A 23,787-nucleotide genomic window follows, 5' to 3' on the forward strand; every position below is an offset into this window, starting at 1 on the left:
TACACCTTATGCTGCACGATGTCGTGCAGCGTAAGAAATTTTATACACTAGTGTTACAAAAATGCTTGACTAGGTCAGTATCGGTTGAGAATAGTATAGCTGAGTGAGCAGATAAAAAAGCTATATTGAGGAGATGGGAAGGTCTGAATCAATATACACTGAATAGATGGTTAGGTGAAATGAGAGGTAATAAGCAGTATTAATCTGAAAGGCTTTGAGGAGATTTTAAGATGGAAGCAGAGGGCGGTAAAATAAAGAGAATCATGATATAATATAAAATGGTTATATTTCTATGATTGATTTTTCTTTTCAAGATTAAGGAAACGAAAATGTACTATAGAACAAAAACTAATTCAAAAGGAGTTACTCGATACGAAGTTGTGGATAAATATAAGGATCCACTAACTGGCAAGTGGAAGACAGCTGTTGTAAGTTATCATAAAAACACGAGTCGCGCTCGAAAACAAGCAGAACGCGAGCTCGAAGATAAAATTGAGAGATTAGTTAATGGCAGTGAAGCTCAATTTAATCCCCAGTTGATAAGAACTTTCGGAGAGTTAAAGATGAGTTGGCTAGAAACCTTGTCAGTATCAGTAAAACCTCAGACAGTAAAAAGAGAGGCTTTTGTGATAGAACGTCTTGGTGAAATTATTGGTGTTGATTATTTACTCGAACGTTTAACACCGTTATTGTTGAAAAAGTGTTTGACTACCTATATGGAGAAATATAATGCGTCACAATCTACTATGATACATATAAAAAGCACTTGTAACAAAATTTTTAACCATGGTGTTCTTTATAATGTTATTCAGTTCTCACCAATGTCTGTAATAAAGCTAGAAACGTCCCTTGAGAAAAAGCGTGAAACAAAGAAAAAACGAGAAGCAAAGTTTTTAGAAATTCATGAAATTAGAGCTTTCTTTGAAACACTAAGTCAAAGAAGAAACCCGAATTACTATGACTTGGTTATAGTTTTACTATTTTTAGGACTGCGATTCGGGGAAGCTGCTTTTACAAAGGAAGATTTTGATGCTGAGAGAGGTATACTACATATTGCTAAGGCTTTGCAATATCATGATTTGAAAGTTTCAGAATTCTACTTTGATGAAACTAAAACAATAAATGCTGATCGAGATGTTGCTTTACCTAAAGTGGCTTGTGATGCTATATTAAGAACTATACAACGAAGTGAAGACTTTGACCGCTATGCGATTGAAAATCCTTGCGAAGCATTTACATTCTCTGAGAGTGTTTTTTAGAACAGAATACGGTTCACCAATAACTTCGCATTCTTTCAGAGAAGTGCTTGCTCGTGTTGAAACTGATCTTATTAAAAACTGCGAAGACAGATACGGTTTCAAATGGACAAAGTATGTAACCCCTCAATCCTTTAGGCATATGCATATTACCTATTTAAAAGGTGAGGGGATGAAAGTTGCTATAAAAATTATGGAACGTGTTGGGCATGCCAATTATGAAACAACTATGTTGTATACTCATAGTCAAGGAATATCTCAAAATCAAACAATTAAAGCCTTAGATAAATTTATTGATAGGAATAATTTTAGATTTGAAGCATTAAAATCTTGGTCTAGCAAATATTCCAAAATCTTAAATGATGAAATAGAAAATAATCTTGATTCAAAAATAATTGAATTTTCTTTAGATGTTTTTAGAGACAAACTTGGTCTAAAATCAACTTATACACCTAGGCATATAACTGCAAAAATAATTCCTAAGCTTAAGAAAGATTTATCAAAATATTACAAGTCATTTGATATTTCTTATTTAAGAGAAGGGAAGCAAAAGGTTGTTGGTTATAGGTTAACTTGGTGAATAAAAAATCTTGGTGCCTGTTTGGTGCCTAATAAAAAATAGACAGGTTTTTTAAACAAAAAATCTTGCTACGAAAGGAATGATACACTCATGGCAATTATTCAATGGTTCCCGGGCCATATGTCAAAAGCTCGCAGGCAGGTGCAGGAGAACATCAAGCACGTTGATTTCGTGACTATTTTGGTCGATGCCCGCTTGCCCCTATCCAGCCAAAATCCTATGCTGACCAAGATTGTTGGCGAGAAGCCCAAGCTCATGATTCTAAACAAGGCCGATTTAGCAGACCCTGTTCGTACCAAAGAATGGCAGAGCTACTTTGAAGAACAGGGCATCCGTACCCTTGCCATCAACTCAAAAGAGCAAGCGACGGTGAAAAAGGTGACCGACGCAGCCAAGAGTTTGATGAAAGACAAGATTGAACGCCTCCGAGAAAGAGGAATTCAAAAAGAAACCCTGCGTACCATGATTATCGGTATTCCAAACGCTGGAAAGTCCACCCTAATGAACCGTCTGGCTGGTAAGAAAATCGCCGTTGTCGGCAACAAACCAGGTGTGACGAAAGGTCAACAGTGGCTCAAGTCCAATAAAGATCTTGAAATCCTTGATACACCAGGTATTCTCTGGCCTAAGTTTGAGGACCAGCAAGTTGGACTTAAGTTGGCTCTGACAGGAGCCATTAAGGATCAGCTCTTGCCTATGGATGAAGTAACTATTTTTGGTTTGGACTATTTCAAGGCCAACTACCCAGAACGTCTACAAGAGCGGTTCAAGGGCATGGATTTGGAGCAGGAAACGCCTGAACTCATCATGGACTGGACCAAGAAATTGGGCTTCCGTGATGATTATGACCGTTTTTACAACCTCTTTGTCAAGGACGTTCGAGATGGGCGTTTGGGAACCTATACATTAGACAGGGTGAGTGACTTAGATGGCAACGATTAAGGAAGTGACTGCTCTGCTGGCTCAGGTAGACAATCTAGACAGCCCTGTCTGGGCGGACTTAGCTCAGGATGATCGAACAGGGATCCAGGCTGCCATCAAGAAACGCCAAAAGGAGTTGGAAAAAGAAGCAGCAGAAGACGCTCGCTTAGAAGCTATGCTATGTTACGAAAAAGCCCTTTATGAAAATGGGGTGGAGTTAATCGCTGGCATCGATGAAGTCGGCCGGGGGCCTCTAGCAGGTCCTGTGGTGGCAGCGGCGGTTATCTTGCCCAAGGGCTGCAAAATCCGCTACCTCAACGACTCCAAGAAAATCCCCAAGTCCAAGCACGAGGCAATTTACAATGAAATAATTGAGCATGCTGTAGCAGTCGGTGTAGGCGTCAAAGATGCAGCTGTCATCGACCAGGTCAACATCTACGAGGCGACCAAGTTAGCTATGCTGGAGGCTTTGGGGCAGTTGGTCCAAGAACCTGAACACCTTTTGATAGATGCTATGAAGTTGGATACGCCCATACCGCAAACTTCTATCATCAAGGGAGATGCCAATAGCCTGTCTATCGCAGCTGCCTCTATCGTGGCCAAGGTGACGCGGGACAAGATAATGGCGGACTATGACAAGGAGTTTGCTGGCTACGGCTTCGCCAAGAATGCTGGTTATGGAACGTCAGAGCATTTGGAAGGTTTGAACAAGCTAGGCATCACGCCAATTCACCGTAAGACCTTTGAGCCGATTAAGTCTATGGTGCCTGGGGTGGACTAGTCTTGACAGTCTTTTTCTGGTTATTTTTAGCGGCTATCGGTTTGTTTGCTCTCATCTATTTCTGGGAACGGCGGTCGATTTTTATCTCACTGTTTGCCTTGAACATCCCCGTCTGGGCCTTGGCATGGATTATCTCAACAGGCATTCTCGAAAACAATGAAATCTTGCGCTTGCTGGCTCTAGCAGTGGCTATGGTGCTCTTTTTAGCCTTGTTAAGTGGTCCATTTGTCTTGATTTTCACACTTTATCTAAATGGTTTTCAGATTTTGAAGAGAGAAGGGGTTCACTTACATAATTTCCTATCCATGGGACTGGCGGTTGCCCTGACTTTCTATCTTTTCATCGCTCCCTTTGTGGTTCAATCCCTTTCAGACATCAGCTTTTTCAATATGGTGTTCATCTACGTTGGTTTTTTGGTGTCCTATGCCATTATCATCAGCATGCTCTATACCACGTCTAGCTTTGTCAATTTGGTGAATCTCTTCCCAGGCAAGCTTGATTATGTGGTGGTCTTAGGTGCTGGCTTGATTGGTGACCAGGTGACGCCACTTTTGGCTTCGCGGATTGACAAAGGCATAGCGATTTATCAGAAGCAACCTGGCTGTAAGCTCATCATGTCAGGCGGACAGGGTCCTGATGAAATCATAGCAGAAGGACAGGCTATGGCTAATTATGCCTTGGAGAAAGGTGTGCCTGCTGAAGACATTCTCATCGAAAACCAATCAACCAACACAGAAGAAAATTTGAAGTTCTCCTTTGCTTTGATGAAATCAGGCAGTCGATTTGCCCTTGTCACCAATTACTATCATGTTTTTAGAGCTCTGTTATTGGCCCGGAAACTGAAAATCAAATGTATCGGCTATGGAGCTAGGACGAAGTTTTATTTCAGTCTCAATGCCTTTATTCGTGAGTTTGTTGGCTATCTGGTCATGACGAAAAAGGCACATTTGCTGTTTCTTGGAATTGTTTCAGCTATCTATTTTCTTGGAATGATTATCAGTTTGATGTAATAAAAACAGCCTCTAGAATGCACTAGAAGCTGTTTTCTTATAACATAAAGTAGACGATGGCGATATATTGCAGTGCCGAAGCTAGTAGGATAAAGAGATGCCAAATCATATGGAAATAGGGCTTTTTCTTGGCGTAGAAGAGGGCTCCAATAGTATAAGATAAACCACCAGCTAGCATCAGAATTCCGAAAACAAGTCCAGTCTTTTGAAGAATGGCTGGCAAGATAAAGAGAACCAACCAGCCCATAAAGAGATAGAGAAAGAGGCTGAATTTTTCATTGATTTTTTTGGCAAATATTTTGTAGAGAATACCAAAAATAGTTAATCCCCACTGCAAACCAACAATTAGATACCCCAACCAACCACCGACCAAGGATAGGGCAACAGGTGTGTAACTTCCAGCGATAGCAATGTAAATCATACTGTGGTCGATGATACGCAGGATGTATTTGTGGATCGACCCGTAGGGCATGGAGTGATAGATGGAAGAGGATAAGAACATGAGAAAGAGGCTGATGACAAAGATAGACATGCCAACTACCGCTGTCACATTATAATCTTGAAAGGAATGAATAGCTGTAACAGGAAGCAAAGCAAGCATCAATAGAGCTCCAACCGCATGTGTGACACTGTTAGCAACTTCTTCACCAAAGGAAAGTTGTAGGCTTAATTTCAAACTAGGATTCATGTTGGCTCCTTTCTAAATCAACTGTGAGCTGACGGGTTTTATAATAAAGTTTGACGGACTGACAAGCAAATCGGATAATATCAGGTGTTTTTTCGTTCTCTTTATCCCTCATACAATCTACAAAATGATTGTATAGGCTTTCTGAATCACTAGAATTGAGTAACAAGTTTAAGGTTTGACTAATTTCTTGAATAGAAAAGACATTTTTTAATATGGTCAAGGCTATCAACCGTGCCACCTGGTGTTTCTGATATTTTTTCTTAATTGGTTTTTCAATCTGTTTGTGTTTAACGTAGTTATTGATCATTGCAGCTGTTAATACTCTTCGAAAATCAACATTATCCGTTGTCAACTTGCCTTGATGAACCCCAGTTCTGTCATCGGCTTCGTTTCCTAGGCTACTATTGATTTTCATTGAATATAAACAATTCTGTTCAAGACTTTCCTGAGAATTGACTACTTGATTTACATACAGCAGGACTTGGTCCAAATACAAATCTAAATCTAAATCAGGTAATTCATGCCAGTATGGGATAGTTTGTTTCATAATTATTTACTTCCTATTATCTAGTATTCATAACTAGATTGTAAGACAATCCTTTTCTATTGTCAAGAAAAAAGTATCTGCATTCGGAAATGACAGATACTTTTTTCTTATTTTGGTACAACAATTTTTTCTGGTAAGGCCATTTTGTAAAGTGAATAAGCGCCATCCAAATTTTTCACGGTGAATCCCATTTCTTTCAAAAGCCGTTCGGCAATGTAAGAACGAAGTCCGCTGTGACAGCTGACGATGTATTCTTTTGCAGGGTCCAACTCATCAATTCGATCACGTAGTTGATCCAGGGGGATATGAAGAAAGTCCATGAATTGTCCACTTGGAAGCTCTGCTGGATTACGAACATCCAGCAAGATTTTTCCAGCAGCGAGCTCTTCCTCTAACTGGTGCCATTGGATGTTTTGGCTAATTCCTTCAGCGATATTCATGGCAGCATATCCAATCATATTGACAGGGTCTTTGGCTGAGCCAAATGGCGGAGCATAAGTCAATTCTAATTCTGGCAAATCAAAAATTGTTAAACCAGCTTTGATGGCTGTGGCCAGTACATCGATTCGCTTGTCAATCCCTTTTTTTCCAACAGCTTGAGCACCAAAGATTTTACCATCAGTTGGTGAGAAAATGAGTTTTAGAACAATTTCTGTTGCACCAGGATAGTAATTAGCATGGTCTTTACCTGTTGTATGTACAACGGCATGTTTGTAACCTAATGCTTGTACAGCACGTTCGCTTAATCCTGTTGAAGCAGCAGCAAGGTCAAAGACCTTAACGATTGCAGTTCCGATTGAACCTCTATTCTTGCGAGGGAGACCTGTAATGACATCGGCCACTTGTCGCCCTTGACGGTTTGCAGGTGAAGCTAATGAAATTAAGGTATCCTGACCAGTTATTTCTTGTTTGACGATGATCGCGTCTCCAACAGCATAGATATGTTTTTGACTAGTTTGATAGTTCTGATCAACTAGTATGCCCCCTCGAAGACCTAGTTCGATTCCTGCTTGTCTTGCTAATTCACTATCTGGTGCAACACCGACTGAAAGAATTGTAATATCTGAAGCTAAGGTTTGACCATTAGACAGTTCTAATATTTGTCCCTTATCATGAAAAGCGGTAACAGATTGACCTGTTATCACATGTACGCCTTTTTCACTTAACTCTGTCTCAATGTACCGAGCCATTTCCAAATCAAAAGTTGGTAAGACATGAGGAGCTTGCTCAACTAGAGTGACTGTCAGTCCTTTTAGGGCCAAGTTTTCAGCCATCTCTAAACCGATAAAACCAGCACCAATTACAACTGCCTTTCCTGAATTTATTTGTTCTAATTTTGCCATAATCTTATCTAAGTCAGGTACATTCCGCAAGGTAAAAAGATTTTCAGCTTCAGTAATCCCTTTTAGTGGCGGGATGACAGGCTTAGCTCCCGGTGACAAAATGAGTTTATCATAGGATTCCATGATTTCACCATTAGGTGTTTGAACGGTAACTGTTTGAAGGTCAGGGTTGATGTTGACCACCTCGTGGTAGGGGCGGACATCTAAGTTAAATCTATTTCGTAAACTTTCTGGCGTTTGAAGTAATAAGCTATCGTGCTCAGCTATTTCTCCAGAGATATAATAGGGTAGACCACAGTTGGCAAAGGAGACAAAAGGCCCTTTTTCAAAAACGATGATTTCTGCATCTTCCATGAGACGACGAAGACGTGTGGCAGCGGACATTCCACCTGCAACACCACCTACAATAATGACTTTCATTTCTTTCCTCCTTTAATTGGTCCATTCCATGCATTCATACCACCCTGAATGTTAGTTGCTTGATAGCCTTGTTCCTTGAGAAAATCTGTCGCACGCTGACTGCGCATGCCTGATTGACAGATGATAACATAATGTGTTTCTTTATTACCTTTGAAAGAATCAAGTTGGCTTAATGGCATATTTTTCGCCTGTGGTATATGACCATTGATAAATTCGTCCTCTTCACGAACGTCAAGTAAAATGGTGTTATTCTCTGTTAGTGTTTGCTCTAAGGCAGAAATTGGAATGCCCTCTCCTGTTGAAAACATTCCTGAAAAAATTTGTTTAAACATATCTACTCCTTTTCTACTCCTTTTTCATACCCCGTAGGGTATATAAAATATAACAATTATATCAGTAGGTGTCAAGTATTATAATTGACATTTTGTAAAACTAACTGTACCATAGTTAGTATGAAAACAGAAAAAAAGAACATGATAAATCGTCTAAAACGAGCAGAAGGTCAACTTCGTGGTATCCAAAAAATGATTGATGAGGAGCAAGAATGTATTGATATCGTGACTCAATTGAGCGCTGTCCGTTCAAGTATTAATAGTATCATGGGGTTAGTGATTGCCCAAAAAGTACAAGCTTGTATTGAGCATCCATCTGATAATCCTGAAGAACAGGAAGCTCGGTTACAAGAAGCAATCAACTTGATTGTTAAAAAATAGGGGGGTAGGGTATGAAAACTGAGAGAGAAAAAATGGTTGCTGGCCAATTTTACATTGCAGCGGATCCAGAATTAAGACATATGAGGAAAACCGCCCGTCAACAGATGCAAGTCTTTAATAATGAACTCGATGGAGCTAAACGATCGGAGATTTTGAAGACTTTATTTGGAAAGACTGGCAATCGCATTTATATGGAACCTAATTTCTATTGTGATTACGGAAGCAACATTCATGTCGGAGAGGATTTCTATGCTAATTTCAACTGTACTATGCTTGATGTCTGTCCGATACGAATTGGGAAAAATGCTATGCTCGGTCCCAATGTGCAACTGCTGACTCCTTTACATCCCTTGGACCCTGTCGAACGCAATTCTGGCTTGGAATATGGCGCGCCTATTACCATTGGTGATAATTTCTGGGCTGGTGGTGGTGTGACAATCTTACCAGGCGTGACCTTGGGCAACAATGTCGTTGTCGGTGCAGGTAGTGTTGTTACTAAATCTTTTGGCGATAATGTCGTGTTGGCTGGTAATCCTGCGCGTGTTATCAAAGAAATACCTCATCACTAATTCTCCCTTTGGGAGATTTTTTCTTTCCCTTGCGAATAGTATAAGTGAGGTGAAGAAAATGAATAATTTTGAATTGTTTAAATGGAAAAAAGCAGGCTTGTCCAATCTTAATATTAATAAAGTTTTGGCCTATCAAGAAAAACAAGGTAAAAAATTAACTTTACGGAATGTCGCTGTAGTATCTGAATGTAAAAATCCAATTCTTTTCATGGAAAATTATAAGAATTTAGATACTAAGGCTTGCCGGGAGGAATTTAATAAGTATCCATCTTTTTCAATTTTGGATGATATTTATCCCACAGCTTTAAAACAAATTTATAATCCACCAGTTCTCTTATTTTATCAAGGTGATCTTGAATTACTTGAAAAATCAAAATTGGCAGTGGTAGGTACACGCAATGCCAGTGAAAATGGCATTCAATCTGTTCAGAAAATTATCAAAGAACTCAATAATCGCTTTGTCATTGTGAGTGGTATGGCCAGGGGGATTGATACGGTAGCTCATATTGCGAGTTTGAAAAATGGCGGACAAACCATTGCAGTTATTGGAACAGGATTAGATAAGGTATATCCTAAGGAAAACAAGGAGTTACAACACTATATCGGAAAACATCAATTAGTGCTAACAGAGTATGAACCAAATGCCCAGCCTTTAAAATACCATTTCCCCGAACGAAACCGCATTATTGCCGGATTGGCTGAAGGTCTGGTGGTCTGTGAGGCAAAAATACGGTCTGGTAGCTTGATTACTTGCGAACGTGCCTTGGAAGAAGGAAGAGAAGTTTATGCCATTCCTGGTTCTATTGTGGATGGAAAATCAGATGGCTGTCATCATTTGATACAGGAAGGGGCAAAGTGCATTACATCAGGCTTGGACATCCTTTCAGACTATCTATTTTAAAACAAGTTTTCCTATAGGAAAATAAAAATCTTGACACTAACTAAAAAATAGTATATTCTTTGTGAGATTAACAATATCAGTAAGGTAAAAGAATGGCTAAAAAAACAGTTAGTAAGAAAAAATCAACAACCAAGAAAAATCTTGTGATTGTGGAGTCGCCTGCTAAGGCGAAAACAATTGAAAAGTATCTTGGGAAAAATTATAAGGTTGTTGCTTCAGTAGGACATATTCGTGATTTGAAAAAATCGAGTATGTCTATTGACTTTGACAATAATTATGAACCTGAATATATAAATATTCGGGGAAAAGGTCCACTGATCAATTCATTGAAAAAAGAAGCAAAAAATGCCAAACAAGTTTTTTTAGCGAGTGACCCGGACCGTGAAGGGGAGGCTATTTCTTGGCATTTGGCTCACATATTGGGCTTGGATGAAAAAGACAAAAACCGTGTTGTCTTCAATGAAATCACAAAAGATGCCGTTAAAAATGCCTTTCAAGAACCGCGTGCTATCAATTTAGATTTAGTAAATGCCCAACAAGCGCGTCGCGTTTTGGACCGAATTGTCGGCTACTCTATTTCTCCCATTCTATGGAAGAAGGTTAAGAAAGGTTTGTCTGCTGGACGTGTCCAATCAGTTGCTCTCAAGCTCATTATTGACCGCGAAAATGAAATTAGAAATTTCAAGCCAGAAGAATACTGGACAATTGACGGAACTTTTAAAAAGGGCAGTAAGAAGTTTCAGGCTTCTTTTTATGGCTTAGATGGTAAGAAGGTCAAAATTGAAACCAACGACCAAGTTAAGGAAATACTTGCTCGTCTGGATGGAAATGACTTCCTTGTCGAGCAGGTTGAACGCAAAGAACGCAAACGAAATGCGCCTTTGCCATACACAACATCCACCATGCAGATGGATGCGGCCAATAAAATCAACTTCCGTACTCGTAAAACCATGATGGTTGCGCAACAATTATACGAAGGGGTAAGTCTTGGTACAGGCGGTACACAAGGTTTGATTACCTATATGCGTACGGATTCAACTCGTATCAGTCCTGTTGCTCAGGCGCAAGCTGCTGAATTTATTACTGAGCGCTTTGGTTCTAAGTATTCAAAACATAGCAATAAAGTCAAAAATGCTAGTGGTGCACAAGATGCCCACGAAGCTATTCGTCCATCAAATGTAAACCTAACACCAGAGTCGATTGCTAAGTACTTGGACAAAGATCAATTACGACTTTATACTCTTATTTGGAATCGTTTTGTTGCTAGTCAGATGGCTGCGGCAGTCTTTGATACCATGAGTGTCCGTTTGGGACAAAATGGCGTTATCTTCGCTGCTAATGGCAGTCAAATCAAGTTTGATGGTTACATGGCTGTTTATAATGATGCTGATAAAAATAAAATGTTACCAGAAATGTCGGAGGGAGACACTGTTGTTAGAACAGCTACAACTCCTGAGCAACATTTCACTCAGCCACCAGCTCGTTATTCAGAAGCCACTTTGATTAAAACCTTGGAAGAAAATGGAGTAGGTCGTCCCTCAACTTATGCACCAACGATTGAAACCATTCAAAAACGGTATTATGTCAAGCTTGCTGCGAAACGATTTGAACCGACAGAGTTGGGTGAAATCGTAAATAAACTGATTGTTGAATTCTTCCCTGATATTGTCAATGTCAAATTTACAGCAGAAATGGAACAAAAATTGGATGATGTAGAAATCGGGAAAGAGCAGTGGCAGAAGGTCATTGACAGTTTCTATCAGCCATTCAAGGTAGAATTATCTAAGGCAGAAGAACAGATGGAAAAAATCCAAATTAAGGATGAACCAGCTGGCTTTGATTGTGATGTCTGTGGACATGAAATGGTTATTAAATTAGGACGTTTTGGAAAATTCTATGCATGCAGCAATTTCCCAGATTGTCGCAATACCAAGCAAATCACTAAAGAAATTGGTGTGACTTGTCCTGTTTGTCAAATAGGGCAAGTGATTGAACGCAAGAGTAAACGCAATCGTCTTTTCTATGGTTGCGATCGCTATCCAGAGTGTGAATTTACTTCTTGGGACAAGCCAATCGGGCGTTCTTGTCCGAAATGTGACCATTATCTCGTAGAGAAAAAAGTTCGTGGTGGTAGTAAACAAGTCGTTTGTCCAAATGGTGATTACGAAGAAGAAAAAGTAAAATAGTATCAGTCTGGTGACCTAGAAGTTGTCAAATTTGTGAAAGCCCTGCATAATAATAGCTTAAGGTCACTGTATTCAACGACAGGATTTTAAGCTTTTTCTATTTTAGAGTAAATGATTAGCTGACTTTAACGACGCCTTTCAGTGAGAAATAGAAATTTATTTAAAAAAACAGTAAAAAGTTCTTGCGTTCTTAGGATTTGTATGGTATTATGAATAAGGTTTGAAAAAACTGACCTAAGACAGTAGGGGAGCTAGACTCATAAACATCCTACCGAGGCACAAAACGATTATTGATTTATAAACGTATTTGTACTTTCGTGTCTAGGTTTAGGTGCGATTTTTTTGTGCCTAGCCCAAAATAAAAACGGAGGTAAAAAAATGAGTGAAGCTATTATCGCTAAAAAAGCGGAATTAGTAAATGCCGTTGCTGAGCAAATGAAAGCTGCAACATCTATCGTTGTTGTAGATGCTCGTGGTTTGACAGTAGAACAAGATACAGTTCTTCGTCGTAACTTGCGTGGTGCTGAAGTTGAGTACAAAGTTATCAAAAACTCAATCTTGCGTCGTGCTGCTGAGCAAGCTGGTCTTGAAGGTCTTGCAGAATTGTTTGTAGGTCCATCTGCTGTTGCATTCTCAAATGATGCAGTTGTTCCAGCTAAAACAATTTACGATTTCGCGAAAACTGCTGATGCTCTTGAAATCAAAGGTGGAGCTGTAGAAGGTAAAGTTTCTTCTAAAGAAGAAATCGAAGCACTTGCTACATTGCCAAACCGCGAAGGCATGCTTTCTATGTTGCTTTCTGTACTTCAAGCACCAGTTCGCAACGTTGCATACGCTGTCAAAGCTGTTGCAGAAAAAGAAGAAGACGCTGCTTAATGTGTCAGAGCGTAGCTGCTTAGTGCTACACACTATTTAAAAAAACCAAAATTGGAGGAAAATCACAATGGCATTGAACATTGAAAACATTATTGCTGAAATTAAAGAAGCTACTATCCTTGAGCTTAACGACCTCGTTAAAGCTATCGAAGAAGAATTTGGTGTAACTGCGGCTGCTCCTGTAGCTGTTGCTGCAGCTGGTCCAGTTGAAGAAGCTAAAGATTCATTTGACGTTGAATTGACATCTGTTGGCGACAAAAAAGTTGGCGTTATCAAAGTTGTACGTGAAATCACAGGTCTTGGTCTTAAAGAAGCTAAAGAACTTGTTGATGGTGCACCAGCTGTCGTTAAAGAAGGCGTTGCAACTGCAGAAGCTGAAGAAATCAAAGCTAAACTTGAAGAAGCTGGCGCTTCTGTTACTCTTAAATAAGAGTCACATCATAATTAGATTGCGGAATCCCTATTTACCAGTCTTTGAGAGCGATAAGCGATTGATAGAAACTGATAAATTGATTTGGTTTCCTGCCAAAAATCCTGCCAAAAATTCTTTGGCAGGATTTTTGTTTTAATAAATTTTCGGGGGTAGACATTAAATTGTCTGCCCTTTTTTTGCGTTTTGGAGGTAATTATGCAAAAGAAGGAACAATCATCACGTCAAATGGTGATGTGTCATCTCGTGGCTATCTTGGGAGTTGATATTGAGAAAGCAGCTCAGCTAATTGATGAAATGGAACAAGTAGGTTTAATCCGATTTGATGAATTTGGAAATGTTGGAATTTTAGTCTTGGAGGGACAATCATGAAACGAATTACAGCTAATCAATATCAGACATCAGAGCGTTATTATAAACTCCCTAAACTCTTATTTGAGAGTGAGCGCTACAAGGACATTAAACTTGAGGTTAAGGTTGCTTATGCTGTTCTAAAAGATCGTTTGGAATTGTCATTAAGTAGAGGGTGGATAGATGAAGATGGGGCTATCTATTTGGTCTATTCCAACTCCAAGCTAATGGCTATCCTTGGCTGTTCCAAGTCTAAGTTACTTGCTATCAAGAAAACGTTACGAGAGTATGGCTTGATAGATGAAGTCCAACAATCTTCCAGTGAAAAAGGACGAATGGCCAATAAGATTTACTTGGGGGAGTTGGAACATGAACCTACCCCAGTCTCAAATTCAAACGGGGGTAGTGTTCAAAAAACACTAGGGGGGTATCAAAATCAGTCGGGGCCGGTCTTAAATTCAGCCACTAGTGAGACTGAAGTTAGTGAGACTGATATGAGTGAAACTAAAGGGAGTGAGTCAGTCATTGAGGACGAGGAGGAGATTCAGCTAGTAGATGACAAACAAGAAGAAAACTTTTCTTCAAAAGTCGATGCTGTGACCAAGTACGATAGAGACTATATTTGGGGTCTGGTTCATGACCAGTTAAGACAGACAGGTCTATCTCAGTTGGCTAGTGACTATGCCATGATCTATTTTAGTGATCGTTATCAGTACGCATTGGAACATATGAGATTTGCTCGGTCAGCGGAAGTGATAGCTGAATACGTGTTTAATGGTGTGCTGTCAGAATGGACCAAGCAACTGAGACGACAAGAAGTAAAGGGAGGTGATTAAGATGATTTGGTGGATACTAGGTGGAATCTATTTGATTTCTATCATCATTTTGATTGTTGAAATCATCCGTGCACCAGAAATGGATGATCATATATAAGCAAGAGTTTTACAAATCGTAAGGCTCTTTTTTATTTGGAAAGAGAGGAAAAATGAAATTTTTAGATTTATTTGCTGGGATAGGTGGTTTTAGGTTAGGAATGGAATCACAGGGTCATGAGTGTTTGGGCTTTTGTGAAATTGATAAATTCGCTAGAACATCCTACAAAGTCATGTTTAACACAGAAGGAGAAATAGAATACCATGACATTAAAGAGGTCACAGACCGAGATTTTAGACAATTTAGGGGGCAAGTGGACATCATCTGCGGGGGATTTCCTTGCCAAGCATTTTCACTCGCAGGCAGACGATTGGGATTTGAAGATACTCGAGGGACTCTCTTTTTTGAGATTGCTCGAGCGGCCAAACAAATCCAACCACGTTTTCTATTTTTGGAAAACGTCAAAGGCCTACTCAATCACGACAAGGGACGGACGTTCTCCACAATCCTCACCACGCTGGATGAATTGGGGTATGATGTCGAATGGCAAGTGCTTAACAGTAAAGACTTTCAAGTGCCCCAAAACAGAGAACGGGTCTTTATTATCGGACATTCTAGAAGATACCGTTCCAGATTCATATTTCCTCTCAGAGGAGAAAACAGCCCAGCTCATCTTGAAAGGCTAGGCAATATCAATCCATCTAACCGTGGTTTGAATGGTGAAGTTTATCTGACGAGTGGACTTGCCCCTACACTAACAAGAGGTAAAGGAGAGGGGTCTAAAATCGCCATTCCAGTCTTAACACCAGATAGACAAGAAAAACGGCAACATGGACGTCGCTTTAAGGACAATCAAGACCCTATGTTTACTTTGACCAGTCAAGACAAACACGGGGTTGTTGTCGCAGGAAATCTGCCGACTAGCTTTGACCAGACTGGAAGAGTATTTGACATTTCTGGCTTGTCACCGACCTTGACCACCATGCAAGGTGGAGACAAGGTGCCAAAGATACTGCTGAGGGAGGAGCTGCCATTTCTGAAAGTCAAGGAAGCCACAAAAAGAGGGTACGCAAAGGCAACTCTTGGAGACTCTGTCAATCTGGCGTATCCAGACTCAATCAAACGTAGGGGACGAGTGGGAAAGGGAATATCTAATACCCTGACGACTTCAGACAATATGGGAGTGGTAGTTGCAGCTCTGGAATATCGACAGGATAAGTGGTATGAAGTCACAGGCATTGTCTTAGAGGGAAAACTTTATCGCCTGAGAATAAGACGACTGACACCAAGAGAGTGTTTCAGACTTCAAGGCTTTCCTGATTGGACTTATGAAAGAGCAGAGAGTGTTTCCAGTAAGAGCCAACTATACAAACAGGCAGGCAATAGTGTGACTGTCACAGTTATTGAAGCCATTGCGAGAGAATTTAGAAGAATGGAAGAGGAAGAAAAACATGAACCTACTACATAAGAAAAGTATCCTAGAGTGTACTGAATTAGAAGAACGTATTCACCAAGCTGAAACCAATCAGTTACTGGAAAAGATATTGTCGCTCCCCAATTTTGATTGTGACTTTGAGGTGACTTTTGAAGATGATTACCACAAAGAGATGAATGGCCCCCTATTCTACGAATCCAATCTTCATCGGATTTCGGATTTTTTGGAAACTAGGGATATTAAAAATGGTGTAGATACACTATTGACGAAAGACAATCACCTGGCCTTTCGTGCCTTTGGTGAAAATTATACTGCTAGGGGAAAGGATGGCATTGTAACGACTCTAGTGACGGTCAAGTGCTTTGGTGAAGGACGGTTGCCCATTGATATGAGTCGCTATTTTTCAACTCCTGAACAAACAGTTGAAAATAGCCTAACCCTATAAGGAGGAGCCTATGCTTGAGGTATATCTAGGAAATAATGCCAATACAAATCAAGACTTACTAACCATTTTGACGACCTATGGAGTGGCTTATCGTTGTACAAAAGCATGTGAAGTAAACCGTGAAATCTTATTGTCACTCTTTGCCAAAACCACGGATTGTTTTGAGTTGCTGTCGCCACGATTTCTTCGATTTAAGCGTCAATATTCGATAAGTTTGAATGAGATGATTCAGCTTATTCTCCAAAAGCCAGAACAAAACCTTCGTCTGCCTCTCATTGTCTGTCAGAATCATGTCTATCCAGCTATTGGACTAGACGAAGTGAGAACATTTCTACCCAGACAGGTAAAAGAAGAGCTGTTTCAGGCCAGCCTGATGAAACAAGTGACAGGGTAGGTGTGAAGATGAATGAACGATTTTGGGACAATTTAGAAATCATTCTGGCTGAAAAAGACCTCACTTGGGCAGAACTAGCTCGCAAAGTATTCAAAGGTCAATATGTTTATCCAAGTGAGTTTAATCGCCTCTATCAAAAATTACGACATTACAAATCCAATCGTCTAATGCCACAGACAAGGTGGGTTGAGCGAATCGTTTTTGTCTTAGATATTGATTATGAAGATTTATTCAAGAGGTGACAATGATAAGGATAGTGTTGTATTATCTAGCCATACAGCTTAACGGTCTTCTTGTGAGTTTATACCTGCATGACTATATGACGATTAAGGTCTTAATCCTGCTACAAATGCTTATTTTAGGTGTAGCTTGTCTAGAGATTACTCATCACAAAACTGTTCAAGCAAAAAATATAACCTTACAAAATCGCCTAAGATGGTTGCTTCTTGGCTTCGCGTGTATGGTTGCTTTTGCAGTCTTAATTAGTTTTCTTTTTCCAGTTCAGACTAGGAATCAATCGGTACTAGTTGAAGTAGGAAAGCAGGTTCCACATGTTATCTTTTTATTGTTTCTGGTCAATGCAAGTGTCCTTGAAGAGGTAGTTTATAGGCAACTGCTGTGGGAAAAATTGACGTATCCCTTTGTACAAATAGGAGTAACCAGTTTTCTCTTTGTTCTTGCCCATGGTCCCATTCAGTTAGGGAGTTGGCTCATCTATAGTTGTCTTGGCTTGACTTTGGCTGTTGTTCGATTGAAAACAGATTGTATGACGGCAATCACCTTACATTTACTTTGGAATAGTTTGGTTTATGTCTTAACCTTCTTGTGATACCAAAATCAAGAGTTCTTCCGTATTATGGAAGAACCTTATGTTTGATAGGGAATTCAAATAAGAGGAGGTCACCATGTCATCTGAACAACAAGAACGTCAAGCGATACAATACGTGGAAAGAAGTAGTTTATTGACAGTTAGAACCCTCTTAAAGCTCTTAGAATGGTCGGCTAGGCAAGCCTTAGCCCAAGACTCAGCTTATAAGATAGGGGTTCAAAAACTGGAAGAACTCCTTCAAAGCCCTTACGTCATTGAAGCGATAGATGTTAGTAAAGACATCCTAGATAAGCCAATTGATGTGGAGAAATTTAAGGAGCTGATGGAGTCAGAAAAACTGCCAATCGCTATTAGTTGGCAAAAAGACTATCTTTACTTTTATGCCAAGGATAAGACCTTGCTTGATTATCACTTAGATGAATTGTTGAAGAAACTGATGTCTAATCCAGAGAAGCTAGAAGGTTTAACCTTTGATAAAACCTTGGACCAAGAGATAGAACTTGCCAAAGAGAAAATTAGAGTGACAGAACCTTCAGCAGTCAAAACCAAGGAGGTGACCTTGTAATGTATTCTAGGCAAAAAGCATTTGTCTTTGGACTCTTGGGTCTTGCTTTTGGCTATTTCTGTCACCGTCTAACCCTACTCTATGATAGTTTAACCAATGACCCACCTATGGATCGTTTAGCCTACATCTTAGGAGAAGGGCTAAATCAATTCTTCAATCCTTTATGGCTTTTTACTTTTACTCAAAAATCTCTTCTTGCCTTTATTCTTGGGATTCTAACGATGATGTTAGTCTATCTTTATGTATCGACAGGACAGAAGGTCTATCGAGAAGGGGAAGAATACGGTTCTGCCCGATTTGGAACCAGTAAGGAAAAGCGATACTTTTACAGTAAGAATCCTTTCAATGACACGATTTTAGCTCGTGATGTTCGTCTAACCTTGTTGGAAAAGAAGAAGCCACAGTTTGACCGAAATAAAAATTTGATTGTCATTGGGGGTTCTGGTGCAGGTAAAACCTTTCGTTTTGTTAAACCCAACCTTATCCAACTTAACTGTTCCAATATTGTCGTAGATCCTAAAGACCATTTGGCTGAAAAGACAGGTAAACTCTTTTTAGAAAACAGTTATCAGGTCAAGGTTTTAGATCTAGTTAATATGACCAATTCAGATGGTTTTAATCCCTTTCGTTATGTAGAAACAGAAAATGATTTGAACCGCATGTTAACGGTCTATTTTAATAATACCAAGGGAAATGGTTCTCGCAGTGATCCATTTTGGGATGAGGCTTCCATGACATTGGTGAGAGCTATTGCCTCCTATTTGGTGGATTTTTACAATCCTCCAGGAAGTTCCAAGCAAGAGCAGGAAGCAAGACGTAAGCGTGGCCGTTATCCAGCCTTTTCAGAGATTGGGAAACTCATTAAACTCTTATCAAAGGGAGTCAATCAGGACAAAAGTATTCTTGAAGTCCTGTTTGAAGATTATGCAAAAAAATACGGTCACGAAAACTTTACCATGCGAAACTGGGCAGATTTTCAAAACTATAAGGATAAGACGTTGGATTCGGTGATTGCGGTCACAACAGCTAAATTTGCTCTTTTTAATATTCAATCGGTGATTGATTTGACGCAAAGAGACACTATGGATTTGAAAACGTGGGGCACTCAAAAGACCATGGTCTATCTTGTCATTCCAGATAATGATACTACCTTTCGTTTCCTTTCTGCTTTATTTTTCACTACTGTTTTCTCCACTTTGACCAGACAGGCTGATGTGGAATTTAAAGGGCAACTGCCTATTCATGTTAGAAGCTATCTGGATGAGTTTGCGAATGTCGGAGAAATCCCAGACTTTGCCGAACAAACCTCAACAGTTCGCTCTAGGAATATGAGTCTAGTACCAATCTTGCAAAATATCGCCCAACTCCAAGGACTTTATAAGGAAAAAGAAGCTTGGAAAACTATTCTGGGGAACTGTGATAGCCTCCTCTATTTGGGGGGAAATGACGAGGAAACTTTCAAATTCATGAGTGGTCTTTTAGGTAAACAAACCATTGATGTCAGAAGCACCAGTCGTTCTTTTGGGCAGACGGGTTCAAGTTCTACCTCTCACCAGAAAATTGCTCGTGACTTGATGACGGCTGATGAAGTCGGAAATATGAAACGAGATGAGTGCCTCGTACGAATTGCAGGAGTGCCTGTATTTAGAGCTAAGAAATATTTTCCACTCAAACATAAAAATTGGAAATGGCTTGCGGATAAGGAATCTGATGAACGCTGGTGGCACTATCGCATCAATCCCTTAACCGCTGAGGAAGAGCTAGATTTGTCAGGGCATACAATAAGGAATTTAAGCACAGAAACGTCACTACATTAATAGAAATGAGGAAAAATATGAATCAAAAACTAACAGGCTTTGTTTACGGAGTGGACGCCAGCTCCATGTTCTCCCAAGCCATGTCTCTATTACAAAAAGGCTTAATTGCAGTAGGAGCCTTTCTTGTTGTCATGGGTATTATCAACCTTTCAACCAACATTAAAGATGGTGGGCCAGGTGTCCGAAATGCCATTCTAGAAATTGTTGGTGGTGTCATGGTGGGAGCCGCAGGCGCTTTTGTGACACAGATTACCATTTAGAGGAGGTCAGAACATGACATGATGATGAATTTTACGTCACCTTTTGTATTTCTAGCCTCTGAAAAAGTATCTAGCGATAGCCTTTTTGAAGGTTTTCAAGTGGATTTAGAATCAACCGCCAACTTGGTTAAGTCACTAGCGGACTTTAATCCGACGGTGTGGTCTTACATGACGGCCATTACCAAGGGGATTATGCAGCCCTTGGGAGTAGCTATTCTTGCGGTTGTTCTCGTACTCGAATTTTCAAAAATGGCCAAGAAAATTGCCAATTCAGGTGGTGCGATGACCTTTGAAGCCATGGCACCAATGATTGTCAGCTACATTATGGTCGCGGTCGTGATTACCAATACGACGGTTATAGTGGAAGCTATTATTGCCCTTGCCTCTTATGTTATTGAACAAGTGGCAGGGCTTGTCACGAATGGTGGTGCTAATTACGATACCATCTCAGGCATCAAGGGGTCTGGAATTGTAGGAAAAATGATTATTGGATTTTTTGCGATTCTCATTTGGTTGGTACGAATGGCCAGTATCATGGTTGTCAATATCTTGATTACCATTCGCTTTATTCAACTCTATCTGATGATTCCTTTTGCCCCTGTTACCATTCCAACCTTCCTTAGTGATGACTGGAGAAGTGTTGGGATTGGCTACCTTAAGAACATCATGGTCTATGCCGTTCAAGGTATTTTGATTTTTCTAATCGTATCTCTTGTTCCCTTGTTTGAATCGGCTGGAAAGATTGCCGTATCAAATGGAGCTGGAGTTATGGAATCACTCGCCATTATGTTTGGTGGCTTGGTACAGGCCATATTGTTAATCATTGCCTTAGTTGGTAGTCAACGAACCGCCCGAAGTATTTTGGGGATGTAGGAGGAAGGGAGTCATTATCTCGCCTCCTCTTTTTATAGCTTACTTAGATTGGAGAATATTTATGAACACTCGTGTCTTTAAGGACATCTCAAAGGTTCAACACAGGGCATGGTTAGGATTTACAACTAGACAGGTTATTTTTGTATTTCCAGCCGTCGCCCTAACCATTTTGGTATTGGGCTTGAACCTATTTTACTGGCAATTTGGGGATTGGTTTGTTTATGGTTTTGTTTTTAGCTTTACCATTCCACTCATGTTATTTGGGGTCTACCGACCCAATGATTTACCATTTGAAATCTATCTCAAGTACCGATTTCATTATGAACTGACAGTACCAGATCGTACATTTACTGGAAGAAAAGGAGACCAACGTGAAAAAATTAAAACACTCAATGAAACCAAAGACCTCTTCTAATGACAAAAAGCAAAAGACGAAAACACAGAAGCAGGAGATCAGACCTTCTACCGTAAATACGTTAGCCTATCAAGGACTTTTTCAAAATGGACTCATGCAGGTCAGTCCAAGTTATTTCTCACAAACCTATCTCTTAGGAGATGTCAATTATCAAACAGTTGGTTTAGATGATAAAGGAGCTATTGTTGAAAAATATTCCGATTTAATCAATTCACTGGATGATAAGACCAATTTCCAACTGACCATTTTCAATCAAAAGGTCAATTTGGAAAAATTCCGTAAGAGTATTCTCTATCCCTTACAGGAAGATGGGTTTGATGCTTATCGTGATGAATTAAATCGCATGATGAATGCCAACTTAGAGGCGGGCGAGAATAACTTTTATGCTGTCAAGTTTCTTTCATTTGGCAAGAGCGACCAGAGTCCAAAACTAGCCTATCGCTCTCTGTCGCAAATTGGGGAATATTTCAAGAGTGGCTTTTCAGAGATTGATGTATCTCTTGGTCTGATTGGTGGAGAAGAGCGAGTGAATGTCCTTGCGGATATGTTGCGAGGTGAAAATCATTTACCGTTCTCTTACAAGGATTTGACCCTCTCAGGTCAATCCACCAAACACTTTATTGCCCCAACCTACCTTTCCTTTAAACACAAGAATCATATTGAATTGGATGATAGATTATTACAGATTGTCTATGTTCGTGATTACGGTATGGAGCTAGGGGATAAATTTATTCGTGACCTCATGCAGTCAGATTTGGAAGTGATGATTAGCCTACATGCTAAAGGCTCCACCAAGTCTGAAACCATGACCAAGTTACGAACCAAGAAAACTTTGATGGAATCGCAAAAGATTGGGGAACAACAAAAGATGGCTCGGACTGGTATCTATTTGGAGAAGGTCGGCCATGTTCTTGAAAACAACATCGATGAAGCAGAAGCTCTCCTTCAAACCATGACCCAAACAGGAGATAAGCTGTTTGACACCGTATTTCTAATTGGTGTGCTGGCAGATACCGAAGACCAACTCAAACAATCTCTTGATATTATCAAGCAAGTGGCGGGGTCAAATGACATGATTATTGACAACTTGACCTACATGCAAGAAGCTGCCTTTAATAGTCTCTTACCATTTGGGAAGAACTATCTTGAAGGCGTTTCTCGGTCTCTATTGACTTCAAACATTGCCGTGAATGCACCTTGGACTTCCGTTGATATTCAGGACAAGGGTGGGAAATTTTATGGCATTAATCAGATTTCAAGTAATATCATCAGTATTGACCGTGGCAAGTTAAATACTCCGTCAGGTTTGATTTTAGGGACTTCTGGAGCTGGAAAAGGGATGGCGACAAAACATGAAATCATCTCTACTAAGCTCAAGGAAGCAGATAGTGATACTGAAATTATTATTGTTGATCCAGAAAATGAGTACAGTATTATCGGTCGAGCCTTTGGTGGAGAGAGTATTGATATTGCCCCAGATTCTACTACCTTTTTAAATGTCTTAGATCTATCAGATGAGAATATGGATGAAGATCCGGTCAAGGTCAAGTCCGAATTTCTCTTGTCTTGGATTGGAAAGCTCTTGGACCGCAAAATGGATGGTCGCGAAAAGTCGCTGATAGACCGTGTGACTCGACTCACCTATAAGCATTTTGACACACCATCATTAGTCGAATGGGTCTTTGTCTTATCTCAACAACCTGAACAGGAAGCTATGGACTTGGCACTGGATATGGAACTCTATGTGGAAGGGTCGCTGGATATTTTCTCACATCGGACCAATATCAAGACAGATAGTCATTTCTTGATTTACAATGTCAAAAAGCTAGGCGATGAATTAAAACAAATTGCCCTTATGGTTATCTTTGATCAGATTTGGAATCGGGTGGTGAAAAACCAGAAACTAGGGAAGAAGACCTGGATTTACTTTGATGAAATGCAGCTTCTTTTATTGGACAAATATGCCTCTGATTTCTTCTTTAAACTCTGGAGTCGTGTCCGTAAATATGGGGCGATACCGACAGGCATTACTCAAAATGTAGAGACTCTTCTTTTAGATGCCAATGGCAGACGTATTATTGCCAATAGCGAGTTTATGATTCTATTAAAACAGGCTAAGAGCGATCGCGAAGAATTGGTGCATATGCTTGGACTTTCCAAGGAACTGGAGAAATACTTGGTCAATCCTGAAAAAGGGGCAGGCTTAATTAAGGCCGGTTCCACCTTTGTCCCGTTTAAGAATAAGATTCCACAACACACTGAGCTCTTTGACATCATGAGTACGGACCCTGAAAAAATGAGGACATGAG

Annotated in this window: 26 protein-coding genes, 2 pseudogenes and 1 other annotated feature; of the genes and pseudogenes, 24 read left to right on the forward strand and 4 right to left on the reverse strand. The window is 40.0% G+C overall.

The features are described from left to right. The first annotated feature begins 65 nt into the window (after nt 1-65). The 5 genes and pseudogenes from ACPC57_RS08145 to ACPC57_RS08165 all read left to right on the forward strand — a co-directional run bounded on the left by ACPC57_RS08145 (nt 66) and on the right by ACPC57_RS08165 (nt 4,548). Nucleotides 66-255, forward strand: a pseudogene (locus ACPC57_RS08145) (DNA-binding protein). A 74-nt stretch (nt 256-329) separates the two neighbouring features. Continuing rightward, nucleotides 330-1,836: pseudogene (locus ACPC57_RS08150) on the forward strand (tyrosine-type recombinase/integrase). Between the two features lie 90 nt (nt 1,837-1,926). Then, a complete protein-coding gene (gene ylqF, locus ACPC57_RS08155) occupies nt 1,927-2,778 on the forward strand; it encodes a ribosome biogenesis GTPase YlqF (protein ID WP_434066688.1) in 852 nt (283 codons plus the stop codon). Further along, a complete protein-coding gene (locus ACPC57_RS08160) occupies nt 2,765-3,538 on the forward strand; it encodes a ribonuclease HII (RefSeq protein ID WP_434066689.1) in 774 nt (257 codons plus the stop codon). Before ylqF ends, ACPC57_RS08160 begins: the two co-directional genes overlap by 14 nt. A gap of 2 nt (nt 3,539-3,540) precedes the next feature. Next, nucleotides 3,541-4,548 carry a YdcF family protein gene (locus ACPC57_RS08165; RefSeq protein ID WP_434066690.1) on the forward strand — a complete coding sequence of 336 codons (1,008 nt, stop codon included), beginning with the start codon at nt 3,541-3,543 and terminating at the stop codon, nt 4,546-4,548. A 37-nt stretch (nt 4,549-4,585) separates the two neighbouring features. On the opposite strand, the gene trhA is transcribed toward ACPC57_RS08165, so the two are convergent. The 4 genes from trhA to ACPC57_RS08185 form a co-directional block, all read right to left on the reverse strand. Beyond that, nucleotides 4,586-5,236, reverse strand: a complete 651-nt coding sequence (trhA, locus tag ACPC57_RS08170; RefSeq protein ID WP_130555297.1) for a PAQR family membrane homeostasis protein TrhA — start codon at nt 5,234-5,236, stop codon at nt 4,586-4,588. Continuing rightward, a complete protein-coding gene (locus tag ACPC57_RS08175) occupies nt 5,226-5,783 on the reverse strand; it encodes a DUF1836 domain-containing protein (protein WP_434066691.1) in 558 nt (185 codons plus the stop codon). The genes trhA and ACPC57_RS08175 overlap by 11 nt, the downstream gene beginning before the upstream one ends. 107 nt (nt 5,784-5,890) lie before the next feature. Next, complete coding sequence (locus tag ACPC57_RS08180) at nt 5,891-7,546, reverse strand: FAD-dependent oxidoreductase (protein WP_434066692.1); 1,656 nt, start codon at nt 7,544-7,546, stop codon at nt 5,891-5,893. Continuing rightward, complete coding sequence (locus tag ACPC57_RS08185) at nt 7,543-7,878, reverse strand: rhodanese-like domain-containing protein (RefSeq protein ID WP_434066693.1); 336 nt, start codon at nt 7,876-7,878, stop codon at nt 7,543-7,545. Before ACPC57_RS08185 ends, ACPC57_RS08180 begins: the two co-directional genes overlap by 4 nt. 120 nt (nt 7,879-7,998) lie before the next feature. Between ACPC57_RS08185 and ACPC57_RS08190 the strand changes: the two genes are divergently transcribed. The 19 genes from ACPC57_RS08190 (at nt 7,999) to ACPC57_RS08280 (ending at nt 23,786) form a co-directional block, all read left to right on the forward strand. After that, nucleotides 7,999-8,259, forward strand: a complete 261-nt coding sequence (locus tag ACPC57_RS08190) for a metal-sensitive transcriptional regulator (protein ID WP_024392295.1) — start codon at nt 7,999-8,001, stop codon at nt 8,257-8,259. 11 nt (nt 8,260-8,270) lie between these two features. After that, nucleotides 8,271-8,828, forward strand: coding sequence for a sugar O-acetyltransferase (locus ACPC57_RS08195; protein ID WP_172016613.1), 558 nt, complete (start codon nt 8,271-8,273; stop codon nt 8,826-8,828). 58 nt (nt 8,829-8,886) lie between these two features. Further along, nucleotides 8,887-9,729: a DNA-processing protein DprA gene (dprA, locus tag ACPC57_RS08200; RefSeq protein ID WP_130555292.1), complete on the forward strand. Its 843-nt coding sequence runs from the start codon at nt 8,887-8,889 to the stop codon at nt 9,727-9,729. Nucleotides 9,730-9,821: 92 nt separating this feature from the next. Then, on the forward strand, nt 9,822-11,915 hold the full coding sequence (topA, locus tag ACPC57_RS08205; RefSeq protein ID WP_434066694.1) for a type I DNA topoisomerase: 2,094 nt from the start codon (nt 9,822-9,824) through the stop codon (nt 11,913-11,915). A 215-nt stretch (nt 11,916-12,130) separates the two neighbouring features. Then, nucleotides 12,131-12,267: a sequence feature (ribosomal protein L10 leader region), on the forward strand. Between the two features lie 26 nt (nt 12,268-12,293). Further along, nucleotides 12,294-12,791, forward strand: coding sequence for a 50S ribosomal protein L10 (rplJ, locus tag ACPC57_RS08210; protein ID WP_312247791.1), 498 nt, complete (start codon nt 12,294-12,296; stop codon nt 12,789-12,791). Nucleotides 12,792-12,858: 67 nt separating this feature from the next. Further along, a complete protein-coding gene (gene rplL / locus ACPC57_RS08215) occupies nt 12,859-13,221 on the forward strand; it encodes a 50S ribosomal protein L7/L12 (RefSeq protein WP_171989410.1) in 363 nt (120 codons plus the stop codon). A gap of 198 nt (nt 13,222-13,419) precedes the next feature. Beyond that, entirely contained in the window at nt 13,420-13,593 is a 174-nt protein-coding gene (locus ACPC57_RS08220) for a hypothetical protein (RefSeq protein ID WP_014621269.1), read from the forward strand. Beyond that, a complete protein-coding gene (locus ACPC57_RS08225) occupies nt 13,590-14,408 on the forward strand; it encodes a replication initiator protein A (RefSeq protein WP_434066695.1) in 819 nt (272 codons plus the stop codon). Before ACPC57_RS08220 ends, ACPC57_RS08225 begins: the two co-directional genes overlap by 4 nt. A gap of 149 nt (nt 14,409-14,557) precedes the next feature. Further along, a complete protein-coding gene (gene dcm, locus ACPC57_RS08230) occupies nt 14,558-15,913 on the forward strand; it encodes a DNA (cytosine-5-)-methyltransferase (protein ID WP_434066696.1) in 1,356 nt (451 codons plus the stop codon). Beyond that, nucleotides 15,897-16,325 carry a hypothetical protein gene (locus ACPC57_RS08235; protein WP_434066697.1) on the forward strand — a complete coding sequence of 143 codons (429 nt, stop codon included), beginning with the start codon at nt 15,897-15,899 and terminating at the stop codon, nt 16,323-16,325. Before dcm ends, ACPC57_RS08235 begins: the two co-directional genes overlap by 17 nt. 10 nt (nt 16,326-16,335) lie before the next feature. Then, on the forward strand, nt 16,336-16,719 hold the full coding sequence (locus ACPC57_RS08240) for a hypothetical protein (protein WP_434066698.1): 384 nt from the start codon (nt 16,336-16,338) through the stop codon (nt 16,717-16,719). 8 nt (nt 16,720-16,727) lie between these two features. After that, nucleotides 16,728-16,961 (forward strand): transcriptional regulator, encoded by a 234-nt coding sequence (locus ACPC57_RS08245; RefSeq protein ID WP_071519592.1) that lies wholly within the window; start codon nt 16,728-16,730, stop codon nt 16,959-16,961. A 2-nt stretch (nt 16,962-16,963) separates the two neighbouring features. Further along, entirely contained in the window at nt 16,964-17,548 is a 585-nt protein-coding gene (locus tag ACPC57_RS08250; RefSeq protein WP_434066699.1) for a CPBP family intramembrane glutamic endopeptidase, read from the forward strand. Nucleotides 17,549-17,624: 76 nt separating this feature from the next. Continuing rightward, a complete protein-coding gene (locus ACPC57_RS08255; RefSeq protein WP_434066700.1) occupies nt 17,625-18,113 on the forward strand; it encodes a hypothetical protein in 489 nt (162 codons plus the stop codon). Continuing rightward, entirely contained in the window at nt 18,113-19,930 is a 1,818-nt protein-coding gene (locus ACPC57_RS08260; protein ID WP_434066701.1) for a VirD4-like conjugal transfer protein, CD1115 family, read from the forward strand. The genes ACPC57_RS08255 and ACPC57_RS08260 overlap by 1 nt, the downstream gene beginning before the upstream one ends. A gap of 17 nt (nt 19,931-19,947) precedes the next feature. Next, nucleotides 19,948-20,190, forward strand: coding sequence for a hypothetical protein (locus ACPC57_RS08265; RefSeq protein ID WP_001072182.1), 243 nt, complete (start codon nt 19,948-19,950; stop codon nt 20,188-20,190). 18 nt (nt 20,191-20,208) lie between these two features. Further along, on the forward strand, nt 20,209-21,063 hold the full coding sequence (locus ACPC57_RS08270; protein ID WP_002935114.1) for a conjugal transfer protein TrbL: 855 nt from the start codon (nt 20,209-20,211) through the stop codon (nt 21,061-21,063). Nucleotides 21,064-21,124: 61 nt separating this feature from the next. Beyond that, the gene (locus ACPC57_RS08275) at nt 21,125-21,478 is read left to right on the forward strand and encodes a PrgI family protein (protein WP_001097577.1); all 354 of its coding nucleotides are present in this window, start codon (nt 21,125-21,127) and stop codon (nt 21,476-21,478) included. After that, nucleotides 21,435-23,786: a VirB4-like conjugal transfer ATPase, CD1110 family gene (locus tag ACPC57_RS08280; RefSeq protein ID WP_434066702.1), complete on the forward strand. Its 2,352-nt coding sequence runs from the start codon at nt 21,435-21,437 to the stop codon at nt 23,784-23,786. The genes ACPC57_RS08275 and ACPC57_RS08280 overlap by 44 nt, the downstream gene beginning before the upstream one ends. Nucleotide 23,787 lies beyond the last annotated feature (1 nt).

Source organism: Streptococcus sp. VTCC 12886 (genome assembly GCF_049893425.1).
GTDB classification, from domain to species: Bacteria; Bacillota; Bacilli; order Lactobacillales; family Streptococcaceae; genus Streptococcus; species Streptococcus suis_AA.

Bases quoted from the DNA above. Each gene is read 5' to 3' on its own strand.
- ACPC57_RS08270 (WP_002935114.1), top strand. From the start codon at position 20,209: ATGATGATGAATTTTACGTCACCTTTTGTATTTCTAGCCTCTGAAAAA.
- ACPC57_RS08250 (WP_434066699.1), top strand. From the start codon at position 16,964: ATGATAAGGATAGTGTTGTATTATCTAGCCATACAGCTTAACGGTCTT.
- dprA (WP_130555292.1), top strand. From the start codon at position 8,887: ATGAATAATTTTGAATTGTTTAAATGGAAAAAAGCAGGCTTGTCCAAT.
- ACPC57_RS08240 (WP_434066698.1), top strand. From the start codon at position 16,336: ATGCTTGAGGTATATCTAGGAAATAATGCCAATACAAATCAAGACTTA.
- ACPC57_RS08185 (WP_434066693.1), bottom strand. From the start codon at position 7,878: ATGTTTAAACAAATTTTTTCAGGAATGTTTTCAACAGGAGAGGGCATT.
- ACPC57_RS08195 (WP_172016613.1), top strand. From the start codon at position 8,271: ATGAAAACTGAGAGAGAAAAAATGGTTGCTGGCCAATTTTACATTGCA.
- ylqF (WP_434066688.1), top strand. From the start codon at position 1,927: ATGGCAATTATTCAATGGTTCCCGGGCCATATGTCAAAAGCTCGCAGG.
- dcm (WP_434066696.1), top strand. From the start codon at position 14,558: ATGAAATTTTTAGATTTATTTGCTGGGATAGGTGGTTTTAGGTTAGGA.
- ACPC57_RS08225 (WP_434066695.1), top strand. From the start codon at position 13,590: ATGAAACGAATTACAGCTAATCAATATCAGACATCAGAGCGTTATTAT.
- ACPC57_RS08180 (WP_434066692.1), bottom strand. From the start codon at position 7,546: ATGAAAGTCATTATTGTAGGTGGTGTTGCAGGTGGAATGTCCGCTGCC.
- rplL (WP_171989410.1), top strand. From the start codon at position 12,859: ATGGCATTGAACATTGAAAACATTATTGCTGAAATTAAAGAAGCTACT.
- rplJ (WP_312247791.1), top strand. From the start codon at position 12,294: ATGAGTGAAGCTATTATCGCTAAAAAAGCGGAATTAGTAAATGCCGTT.
- ACPC57_RS08235 (WP_434066697.1), top strand. From the start codon at position 15,897: ATGAACCTACTACATAAGAAAAGTATCCTAGAGTGTACTGAATTAGAA.
- ACPC57_RS08175 (WP_434066691.1), bottom strand. From the start codon at position 5,783: ATGAAACAAACTATCCCATACTGGCATGAATTACCTGATTTAGATTTA.
- ACPC57_RS08265 (WP_001072182.1), top strand. From the start codon at position 19,948: ATGAATCAAAAACTAACAGGCTTTGTTTACGGAGTGGACGCCAGCTCC.
- ACPC57_RS08255 (WP_434066700.1), top strand. From the start codon at position 17,625: ATGTCATCTGAACAACAAGAACGTCAAGCGATACAATACGTGGAAAGA.
- ACPC57_RS08160 (WP_434066689.1), top strand. From the start codon at position 2,765: ATGGCAACGATTAAGGAAGTGACTGCTCTGCTGGCTCAGGTAGACAAT.
- trhA (WP_130555297.1), bottom strand. From the start codon at position 5,236: ATGAATCCTAGTTTGAAATTAAGCCTACAACTTTCCTTTGGTGAAGAA.
- ACPC57_RS08190 (WP_024392295.1), top strand. From the start codon at position 7,999: ATGAAAACAGAAAAAAAGAACATGATAAATCGTCTAAAACGAGCAGAA.
- ACPC57_RS08275 (WP_001097577.1), top strand. From the start codon at position 21,125: ATGAACACTCGTGTCTTTAAGGACATCTCAAAGGTTCAACACAGGGCA.
- ACPC57_RS08260 (WP_434066701.1), top strand. From the start codon at position 18,113: ATGTATTCTAGGCAAAAAGCATTTGTCTTTGGACTCTTGGGTCTTGCT.
- ACPC57_RS08220 (WP_014621269.1), top strand. From the start codon at position 13,420: ATGCAAAAGAAGGAACAATCATCACGTCAAATGGTGATGTGTCATCTC.
- topA (WP_434066694.1), top strand. From the start codon at position 9,822: ATGGCTAAAAAAACAGTTAGTAAGAAAAAATCAACAACCAAGAAAAAT.
- ACPC57_RS08245 (WP_071519592.1), top strand. From the start codon at position 16,728: ATGAATGAACGATTTTGGGACAATTTAGAAATCATTCTGGCTGAAAAA.